At 75.0% G+C, this 9,492-nt stretch carries 9 protein-coding genes; 4 read left to right on the forward strand and 5 right to left on the reverse strand.

What is annotated here, in order from left to right; translation table 11 throughout:
- Positions 1–26 precede the first annotated feature (26 nt).
- Complete coding sequence (locus ACIQKA_RS03160; RefSeq protein ID WP_391093862.1) at positions 27–1,091, forward strand: beta-propeller fold lactonase family protein; 1,065 nt, start codon at positions 27–29, stop codon at positions 1,089–1,091.
- Between the two features lie 112 nt (positions 1,092–1,203).
- Here ACIQKA_RS03160 and ACIQKA_RS03165 read toward each other — a convergent pair whose 3' ends face one another.
- Both ACIQKA_RS03165 and ACIQKA_RS03170 read right to left on the reverse strand, forming a co-directional pair.
- The gene (locus tag ACIQKA_RS03165) at positions 1,204–2,127 is read right to left on the reverse strand and encodes a sirohydrochlorin chelatase (protein ID WP_383157186.1); all 924 of its coding nucleotides are present in this window, start codon (positions 2,125–2,127) and stop codon (positions 1,204–1,206) included.
- Positions 2,128–2,303: 176 nt separating this feature from the next.
- The gene (locus ACIQKA_RS03170) at positions 2,304–3,308 is read right to left on the reverse strand and encodes an N-acetylglucosamine kinase (RefSeq protein WP_402539794.1); all 1,005 of its coding nucleotides are present in this window, start codon (positions 3,306–3,308) and stop codon (positions 2,304–2,306) included.
- 83 nt (positions 3,309–3,391) lie between these two features.
- On the opposite strand from ACIQKA_RS03170, the gene ACIQKA_RS03175 reads away from it, so the two are divergent.
- Positions 3,392–4,069, forward strand: coding sequence for a uracil-DNA glycosylase (locus tag ACIQKA_RS03175; protein ID WP_062757865.1), 678 nt, complete (start codon positions 3,392–3,394; stop codon positions 4,067–4,069).
- Between the two features lie 105 nt (positions 4,070–4,174).
- Here the strand turns inward: ACIQKA_RS03175 and ACIQKA_RS03180 are convergent, their stop codons facing one another.
- Positions 4,175–5,257: a WD40/YVTN/BNR-like repeat-containing protein gene (locus ACIQKA_RS03180; protein WP_402539795.1), complete on the reverse strand. Its 1,083-nt coding sequence runs from the start codon at positions 5,255–5,257 to the stop codon at positions 4,175–4,177.
- Positions 5,258–5,356: 99 nt separating this feature from the next.
- Positions 5,357–6,439, reverse strand: a complete 1,083-nt coding sequence (locus ACIQKA_RS03185; RefSeq protein ID WP_402539796.1) for an NADH:flavin oxidoreductase/NADH oxidase — start codon at positions 6,437–6,439, stop codon at positions 5,357–5,359.
- A 155-nt stretch (positions 6,440–6,594) separates the two neighbouring features.
- Here ACIQKA_RS03185 and ACIQKA_RS03190 point away from each other — a divergent pair, with 155 nt between their 5' ends.
- On the forward strand, positions 6,595–6,966 hold the full coding sequence (locus ACIQKA_RS03190) for an ArsR/SmtB family transcription factor (RefSeq protein ID WP_390106921.1): 372 nt from the start codon (positions 6,595–6,597) through the stop codon (positions 6,964–6,966).
- A 17-nt stretch (positions 6,967–6,983) separates the two neighbouring features.
- Here ACIQKA_RS03190 and ACIQKA_RS03195 read toward each other — a convergent pair whose 3' ends face one another.
- Complete coding sequence (locus ACIQKA_RS03195; RefSeq protein WP_383157171.1) at positions 6,984–7,628, reverse strand: DUF305 domain-containing protein; 645 nt, start codon at positions 7,626–7,628, stop codon at positions 6,984–6,986.
- A gap of 175 nt (positions 7,629–7,803) precedes the next feature.
- Here ACIQKA_RS03195 and ACIQKA_RS03200 point away from each other — a divergent pair, with 175 nt between their 5' ends.
- Positions 7,804–9,330 carry an LVIVD repeat-containing protein gene (locus ACIQKA_RS03200; protein ID WP_402539798.1) on the forward strand — a complete coding sequence of 509 codons (1,527 nt, stop codon included), beginning with the start codon at positions 7,804–7,806 and terminating at the stop codon, positions 9,328–9,330.
- Positions 9,331–9,492 lie beyond the last annotated feature (162 nt).

The following is a 9,492-nucleotide window of genomic DNA, read 5'->3' on the forward strand; positions in this document are numbered from 1 at the left end:
GCCGGCGCCGGGACAGGGGAGACGCCGTGGGCGACGCAGGAACGGTCGGGAACCGAAAGCACGAGGGCGCGGTACGGGCGTACGTCGGCTCCTTCACCTCGGCGGGCGGGCGCGGGGTCCTCGTCGCCGACGTGGACCCCGGGACGGGCGCGCTGACCGTCACCGGCGCGAGCGACGCCGTCGCCGACCCCTCCTTCCTCGCCCTCGCGGGACCCCTCCTGTACGCCGTGTCCGAGACCGACCCGGGCGCCGTGGCCGCCTTCGACGTCACCGGGCCCGCGCCCCGCCCGCTCGGCGCGCCCGTCCCCGTCGACGGCGCGGGCCCCACCCACCTCTCCCTGGCCGGGGGACGGGTCCTGACCGCCAACTACACCTCCGGCGGCGTCACCGTCCTGCCCCTGGCCGTCGACGGCACCGTCCGCCCCGCCGCGGCGGTCCTGCGCCACGAGGGGAGCGGCCCCGTCGCGGACCGCCAGAGCGGCCCGCACGCCCACCAGGTGCTCCCCGACCCCAGCGGCCGCTGGGCCCTGAGCACGGACCTCGGCACCGACTCCGTGTGGATCTACTCCCTCGATCCCGCGACCGACGGGCCCGTCCTCCACGGCGAGACCGCGCTGCGCCCCGGCACCGGCCCGCGCCACCTCGCCTTCCACCCGTCCGGCACGCACGCGTACGTCCTGCACGAGCTGGAGCCCGTCCTCACCGTCTGCCGCTGGGACGCGGAGACCGGCACCCTCGAACCGCTCGGCGAGACCCGCGTCGTCCCCGAGGGCGCCCCCGGCCCCAGCTACCCCTCCGAGGTGGTCGTCGCCCCCGACGGGCGTTTCCTCTGGGCCGCGATCCGCGGCGACGACGCCCTCGCCGTCCTCGCCCTCGACCCGGACGGGGCGAAGGCCGAGCTGACCGCCACCGTGCCCTGCGGCGGCACCTGGCCCCGCGACCTGACCCTCGCCCCCTCCGGGCGGCACCTGTACGCGGCGAACGAGCGCTCCGGCGACGTCACCTGGTTCGCCCTCGACCCCGCGACCGGCGTCCCGTCCCGCGCGGGCGCGATCGAGGCCCCGGCGGCCTCCTGCGTCGTCCTCGGCTGAACCCGGGACCGCGTCCGGGCCGCCGCGCCCCATCCCCGGCCCGGACGCGCCGAAGGGCCCGCACCGTCCGGTGCGGGCCCTTCCGTGGGAACGGCGAACGGCGTCGCGCCCCTCAGAGCGCGGGCGCGCCCTGCGGCTGCTGCGGCGGGATGCCCAGCGCGGCCGAGTACTGCGAGAGGACCAGCTTGCCGATCGCCGGGTAGGCCCCCAGCGGCTCGGCGGCGGCGCACCCGGCCTCCTTCGAGGCCTCGTCGAGGAGTCCCTCGGCCAGCTCGGGACCGATCAGGTACGGCGCGAGGGCCAGCTGTTCCGAGCCCGCGGCGCGCAGCTGCTCGGCGACGGAGGCGATCGAGCCCTCCTGGTCGAGCGCGGCGGCGATCACCGGCACGGCGAGGCGCGCGGCCAGCAGCATGCCGGTGATCCCGGCGGCCTGCACGGCCTCCTCGCCGCCGACCGTGGCCAGGATGATGCCGTCGGCGGCCGTCGTGACCGTGAACAGGCGGGCGCGGTCGGCACGGGCCAGGCCCGCCTCCGACAGGCGCACGTGCAGCGCCTCCGCGAGCAGCGGGTGCGGACCGAGGACGTCGGTCAGCTCGGCGGTGTTGCCGCCGTCCATCACGGCCTGGCGGACCCGGCGCGTCTGGGCGCTGTCCGGACCGGCGAGCAGCGGGACGACGACCGCGGCCGGGCCCGTCGGGGCGGTGACCTCGCGGCCGGCGGCCAGCGCCAGCTCGTACCGCTGGGCGCGCAGCGACTCGACGGCCGTCAGCACGTTCGCCAGGGACGGGAACTCGGCGTCGTCGCCCTCCAGGAAGCCGATCACGGCCTCCAGGCCGGGCAGCTCGGAACGGGCGATGCTCACGACCTCTTCGGCCAGCGAGCGTATGGCGGCGGACGGCACGCCGGGCACGGCGAGAACCAGCGCGGGAGCGCCCTCGGGCGCCGCCGCGGGTTCGGGGCGACGGTGCCGCCCGGACTGGCGGGGTCGAGGCATTCGTACAGGCAGGCCGGAAGCAGGCCCAGTGGGGGAGCTCATGGCGCCGCATGCTACTGGTTTCGCCCCCGCCGCCGTTCGCTGAGGTGCGGTCACGCGCCTTCTGTCCCCCTATGTCCGCCCCTCGGCCCGGTTTCCGTCCGGTTCCGGTCCCGCCGCTGTCCCGCCCGGCCGCCCTCCGGGCCGCCGCACCGGCCCCCACCTGGGAGGACGCCCCGCTACGGGGCTCCGTCGCCGAACAGCCGGAGCAACGACGGGTCCTCCGGCAGCCGGAGCGTCCCGGTGGCGAGCGCCGAGGCGAGGGAGACCGCCCCGGCCAGCGGATCGCCCGCCGCCCCCACCGTCCTGGCGTCCGGGAGCAGCTCCCCGAGCGCGGCCCGCAGGGGCACGAGCAGGGGGTCGCCCATCTTGAAGATCCCCCCGGTCAGGGCCACCACGGCTCCGGGCCCGGCCGGGCACACGGCTCCGGCCGCCTCCGCGATGTGGGCGCCGGCCCGCGCGAGGATGTCCGCCGCCACCGGGTCCTCCGGGGCGCAGCGCCCCACCTCGGGCGCGAAGGAGGCGAGCACCGCGGGCCGGTCCGTCCGCGGATAGAGCGCGGCCGGAAGCCCCGTCACCGGTCCGAACAGCTTCTCGGCCCGGTCCAGGAGCGCCGCCGAACCGCCGCGCCGCCCGTCGTGCGCGCGCATCGCGGCCTCCAGGCCCGCCCGGCCGATCCAGGCGCCGCTGCCGCAGTCGCCCAGGAGGTGTCCCCAGCCGTCGGCCCGCCGCCAGGCCGCCAGGTCCGTGCCGAGGGCGATCATCCCCGTCCCGCCCGCGACGACCGCGCCCGGCCGCTGCCCGAGCGCCCCCGCGTACGCGGTGACCGCGTCGGCCGCGAGGGCGAGCCGCCGCACCCCCCACGCCTCCGCGAGGGCGCCCGGCAGCACGGCCCGCAGCTCGTCCCCGAGGGTCGCCAGGCCGGCGGCGCCCACGGCCGCCGCGAGCACCGGCCGCCCGCCGAAGGGCCCGGCCAGGGCGCGGACGGCCGGCAGGACCTGCTCCAGGAAGTGGGAGGCGGAGATCCCGGCCGGTCCGGTCCGCACCGGTTCGCGCGAGGCGCTGCCGTCGAGCACGGTGCCGGTGGCGGCGTCGGCCAGGGCGATCCGCAGCCCCGAACCACCGGAGTCGACACCGACGACCAGACCGGCCGGACCGTCGGAGGGGGTGTTCGCGGAAGCCAAGGTGCACCGTCCTCGTGCGGGGTGGGAGGGGCCGGGCGGACGTCCGGGTCCGTTGTCACTGTAGGCCGGTAGAGTGACGGGCCGTGACAGCGCGACCTTTGAGTGAACTGGTGGAGCCCGGCTGGGCGGAGGCCCTGAGCCCCGTCGCGGGGCGTGTGGCGGCCATGGGCGACTTCCTGCGGGCGGAGATCGCCGCGGGCCGGACCTATCTGCCCTCCGGGCCGAACGTCCTGCGGGCCTTTCAGCAGCCCTTCGACGACGTGAGGGTCCTGATCGTGGGTCAGGACCCCTATCCGACGCCGGGGATGGCGATCGGGCTGAGCTTCGCGGTCGCGCCCGAGGTCCGCTCGCTGCCCGGCAGCCTGGAGAACATCTTCCGGGAGCTGCACACCGACCTGGGGCTGCCCCGGCCGTCCAACGGCGACCTGACCCCCTGGACCCGCCAGGGCGTCCTGCTCCTCAACAGGGCCCTGACCACCGCCCCGCGCAAGCCGGGCGCCCACCGGGACAAGGGCTGGGAAGAGGTCACCGAGCAGGCGATCCGCGCCCTCGCGGCCCGGGGCAAGCCCCTGGTGTCGATCCTGTGGGGCCGCGACGCCCGCAACACCCGCCCGTTCCTGAACGGCCTCCCGGCGGTCGAGTCCGCCCACCCCTCCCCGATGTCGGCGGACCGGGGCTTCTTCGGCTCCCGGCCCTTCAGCCGCGCCAACGAACTCCTGCTCGGCCTGGGCGCGCAGCCGGTGGACTGGCGCCTGCCCTGACCGGGCGCGCGGGCGGCGGCGCTCCTCGGACCACCGCCGCCCGCACGCCCCGGGCCGCTGCCGCCCGCAGCCCGGGCCCCGGACCACCGCCACCGCCCGTACGCCTCAGACCACCGCCGCCCGCACGCACAGCACGTCCGGCAGGTGCTCGGCGAGGAGCCGCCAGGTGTCCCCGTCGTCCTCGCTCGCGTACAACTCGCCGTTCCGGTTGCCGAAGTAGACGCCCGCCGGGTCCGCGTCGTCCGTGCACAGCGCGTCCCGCAGCACCGTGCCGTAGTGGTCGCCCCCGGGCAGTCCGACGGTCAGCGGCTCCCACGTGTCCCCGGCGTCGGTCGTGCGGTAGACCCGGCACCGGCGGCCCGCGGGCACCCGGTCCGAGTCCGCCGTGATGGGGAAGAGGTAGGCGGTGCCGGGGCGGTGGGGGTGCGCGGCGACCGCGAACCCGAAGTCGGAGGGGAGTCCCGAGCCGATGTCGGACCAGACGGCGCCCGCGTCGTCGCTGCGGAAGACGCCCCAGTGGTTCTGGAGGTAGAGCCGGTCCGGGTCGCCCGCGTCTTGGGCGATCTTGTGGACGCACTGCCCGAACTCGGGGTGCGGGTCCGGCAGGAACACCGCGGACACGCCCTCGTTGGAGGGCTCCCACGCCGCTCCTCCGTCCCGCGACCGGAACACCCCGGCGGTCGACACCGCGACCGTGAGCGCGTCGGGGTCGCGGGGGTCGGTGACCACGGTGTGCACGGCCTCGCCGCCCCCGCCGGGCACCCACCGCGAGCGGGTCGGGTGCTCCCACAGCGGCCGGACCAGCGCGAAGGACTCGCCGCCGTCGGCCGACCGGAAGAGCGCGGCCGGCTCCGTCCCCGCGTACACCACGCCGGGGGAGTGCCGCGGCGCCGGGTGGAGCTGCCAGACGCGCTCCAGCGAGGCCCCGGTGTCCTCGGGGAACCGCACGGCCGGCCGGGACGGTTCCGTCCAGGTCCGGCCGAGGTCGTCGGAGTGGAAGACGGACGGGCCCCAGTGCGCGCTGTCCCCGCCGGCGAGCAGGCGCGGGACGGGCCCCCGGGTGTCGACGGCGACCGAGTACACGGCCTGGGCGGGGAACGCCGGGTCGTCGAACTCCCACCGCCCCTCGTGCCTGCGGCCGATGAAGAGGCCCTTGCGGGTCCCCACGGCGAGGAGTACGTCGGGCATGGCTGCCACCTCCAGGACGTCTTTGTCACGGATACGGTCAGTCTGCACCCGGCCACCGACAACGCCTCCCGGACGCGCCCCGGGCCCGCGGGGACCCGGTCAGATCGCCCAGGCGTACTGCGCGGGGGCGGGAACCTCCGCGCCGAGTTCGCGGGCGGCGCGGCGGGGCCAGGAGGCGTCGCGCAGCAGTTCGCGGCCGAGGAGGACCGCGTCGGCCTCGCCGTTGGCGACGATCTTCTCGGCCTGTCCGCTCTCGGTGATGAGGCCGACGGCGGCCACGGGCAGCCCGGTCTCCGCCTTGACGCGGGCGGCGAAGGGCACCTGGTAGCCGGGGCCCACCGGGATCCGGGCCGGTCCGCCGTTGCCGCCGCTGGAGACGTCGAGGAGGTCCACGCCGTGCTCGCGCAGCAGCGCGGCGAACCGCACGGTCTCGTCGGGCGTCCAGCCCTGCTCCTCCAGCCAGTCGGTGGCCGAGATGCGGAAGAAGACGGGAAGCTCCTCGGGCCACACGGCCCGCACCGCGTCGACGACCTCCAGGGCGAAGCGGGTCCGGTTCTCGAAGGAGCCGCCGTACGCGTCCGTGCGCCGGTTGCTGTGCGGGGAGAGGAACTCGCCGATGAGGTAGCCGTGGGCGCCGTGCACCTCGACGACCTCGAACCCGGCGTCCAGGGCGCGGCGGGCCGCGTCCGCGAACTGCCCGGTGATCTCCCGGATCCGCTCCTCGGTCAGCTCGGTCGGCACGGGGTGGCCCTCGTCGAACGGGACCGGGCTGGGGCCGACGGGCTGCCAGCCGTCGCCGCCGGGCGCGACGGGCCCGCGGCCCTCCCAGGGGCGGTTGGTGGAGGCCTTGCGCCCGGCGTGGCCGATCTGGATGCCGGGCACGGTGCCGTGCTCCTTGAGGAAGCCGGCGATCCGCTGCAGCCCCTCGGTCTGGGCGTCGTTCCAGAGGCCCAGGTCCGCCGGGCTGATGCGGCCCTCGGGGGCGACGGCGGTCGCCTCGACCAGGATCAGTCCGGCGCCGCCGGTGGCGCGGGCGGCGTAGTGGGCGAAGTGCCAGTCGTGGGCGACACCCGCGTCCGGTCCGGTCGCCACCGCCGAGTACTGGCACATGGGCGCCATCCAGACCCGGTTGGGAAAGGTCAGGGAACGCAGGGTGTAGGGCTCGAACAGGGCGACGCTCATGACGGACTCCGTTTCGGGGTGCCTTGGTCTCGGGATGCCGCGAAGACGTTCGTACGATACTCACCGTACTACGGTTCTTGTCAAACTACGGTGGTCATCGAACTACGGGATCCCTCGTACAATGGCCTCTTCCCGGATGAAGTGGAGCCGCCGCCATGACGACCACCAGCAGCCCGCGCGTCCTCGACCACCCCGAGCGCGACGAGATCCGCCTCGAAGACGTGCTGCACGCGCTCGCGGACGCCGTGCGCCTGCGGATCGTGCGGGAGATGGCGCGCGAGGACGCCGAGCTGAGCTGCTCGCACTTCGACCTCCCGGTGACCAAGTCCACGACGACGCACCACTTCCGGGTGCTGCGCGAGAGCGGAGTGGTCCGGCAGGTCTACCGGGGCACGGCGAAGCTCAACGTCCTGCGCAGGGACGACCTCGACGCCCTCTTCCCCGGCCTCCTCGACACCGTCCTCGCGGCGGCCGCCGCCCAGGCCGGCCGCGAGGCGGCGGACGGGGACGGGGGCGCGGCGGCTTGACGGGGCCGCGCCCGCCCCTACAGCGAGCGCATCCGGTTGATCTCCGAGGTCTGCTGGGCGATCACGTCGTTCGCCATCTCCTCCACCAGGCCGTTGTTGCCCGCGCCCAGCAGCTCCGCCGCCATCGTCACGGCCCCCTGGTGGTGGGTGACCATGAGCCTCAGGAAGAGCGCGTCGAAGGCCTCGCCCCGGGCCTTCCGCAACTCGGCCAACTGGGCCTCCGTGGCCATGCCCGGCATCGAGTGGTGGTCGTGCGCCCCCTGGTCGCGCGGCCCGCCGTTGCTCTTCAGCCACCCCTCCATGGCGCCGATCTCCGGCTTCTGGGCGGCCGAGATCCGCTCGGCCACCTTCCTGACGCCCTCGGACTCCGCCCGTTCCGGAGCCAGTTCCGTCATCGTCAGGGCCTGGCGGTGGTGCACGATCATCATCTGGACGTACCGGAAGTCCGCGCCATTCGGGCTCTCGTCGGGGAGCAGCCGGGCGGCCTCCTCGGGGCTCACCCGCCGGGCCGGCTCGCCCGGCCTCCCCGGCGCGATCACCGTCCCCCCGGCCGACGCCGCCCGCGGCGGGTCCCCGTCCGGCTCCGAGTCGCAGGCGCCCAGGGCGAGTACGGCGGCGGCGCAGAGGGCCGCGACGACGGCACGCTGACGGCGGATCAACAACGCGACCTCCAGGTGTTCTTGCGGGACCGTGACCGTTCCTAGCACTTTTCTCCGGGGTACCGATCGGAATCCTTCATTACGTCTGTGTTGCCATCTGTTGAGATGTGCACGGCAAGGAAGATACTGCCGGGGTCCAGCACCCGTTCGGGACCGAACGGACACCAGGGAGGACGGAGTGACTTCGTTGCGTACCCCGCGTACCACGACCGCCGCGCGCGACCCGCGCGGACGGATCAGACGCCTGGGCGTGGCATCCGCCGCGGCCGGACTGCTGGCCACACTGCTCGCCGCCGGGCCCGTGGCCGCCACCCCCGACCCCGGAGACGCCCCCGCGCGGGCCACCGTCTCCTCGGAGCAGGCCGCGGAAGCGCGTTCCGCGATCCGGAGCGGCGAGATACCCGGCGTGGACGAGATCGTCCACACCCGGAACATCGAGCACCTGGCGAACATCCCCAAGGACGCCCTGCCGGGCCTCAACACGGACCTCGCCTTCCAGGGCAGGTACGCCTTCGCCGGCAACTACGACGGCTTCCGGATCTTCGACATCAGCCGGCCGAGCTCCCCGAAGACCGTCGCCCAGGTCCTCTGCCCCGGCTCCCAGAACGACATCTCGGTCTCCGGGGACCTGCTCTTCCTCTCCACCGACTCCTCCCGGAGCGACGACTCCTGCGCGAGCACCACCCAGCCCGCCACGGTCAAGGAGTCCTGGGAGGGCATGAAGATCTTCGACATCAGCGACATCGCGAACCCGAAGTACGTCGCCTCCGTCGAGACCGCCTGCGGCTCCCACACCCACACGATCGTGCCGCAGCGCAAGGACGTGTACGTCTACGTCTCGTCGTACGGACCCAACGCCGCGTTCCCGGACTGCCAACCCCCGCACGACGGCATCTCGGTCATCAAGGTGCCCCGCAAGGCGCCCCGGGAGGCGAAGCTCGTCGGCTTCCCCGTCCTCTTCCCGGGCGAGGGCCCGGACGGCGGCGGCAACCCGGGCGCCCCCACCAACCCGGGCGTCTCCAAGACCACCGGCTGCCACGACATCACCGTGCTGCCGGAGGAGGACCTCGCGGCCGGCGCCTGCATGGGCGACGGCATCCTCTTCGACATCTCCGACCCCGAGCGCCCCCGGGTCGTCGACCGCGTCCAGGACAACGTCAACTTCGCCTTCTGGCACTCCGCGACCTTCAACCTGAGGGCGAACAAGGTCGTCTTCACCGACGAGCTCGGCGGCGGCGGCGCGGCCACCTGCAACGCCGAGGTCGGCCCGAACCGGGGCGCCGACGGCATCTACGACATCGTCGGCAAGGGCAAGAAGCGCAAGCTCGTCTTCCGCAGCTACTTCAAGATCCCGCGCCACCAGGCCGCCACCGAGAACTGCGTCGCCCACAACGGCTCCCTGATCCCGGTCAAGGGCAAGGACCTCATGGTCCAGGCCTGGTACCAGGGCGGCGTCTCCGTCTGGGACTTCACGGACTCGGACAGGCCGAAGGAGATCGCCTACTTCGAGCGCGGCCCGCTCTCCGACACCACCCTGTCGGTCGGCGGCTCGTGGTCCGCGTACTACTACAACGGCCACATCTACTCGAACGACATCGCCAAGGGCTTCGACGTCCTCAGGATCTCCGACCGCCTCACCGACCCCGCGAGGTGGATCCGCCTGGACGAGCTCAACGTCCAGACGCAGCCGGACTACTTCGACTGACCCCGCCCGGCGGGTCCCCCGGGGCCCGCCGACCCGAGCGGCGGGGGGGGGGGGGGGGGGGGGGGCCCGCGCCCCGGCCGCCGCCCCCCCCCCCCCCCCCCGCGCCCCCCCCCCCCCGCCCCCCCCCCCCCCCCCCCCCCCCCCCCCCCCCCCCCCCCCACG

Origin of the sequence: Streptomyces sp. NPDC092045, assembly GCF_044756005.1 — a bacterium.
Taxonomy (GTDB): domain Bacteria; phylum Actinomycetota; class Actinomycetes; order Streptomycetales; family Streptomycetaceae; genus Streptomyces.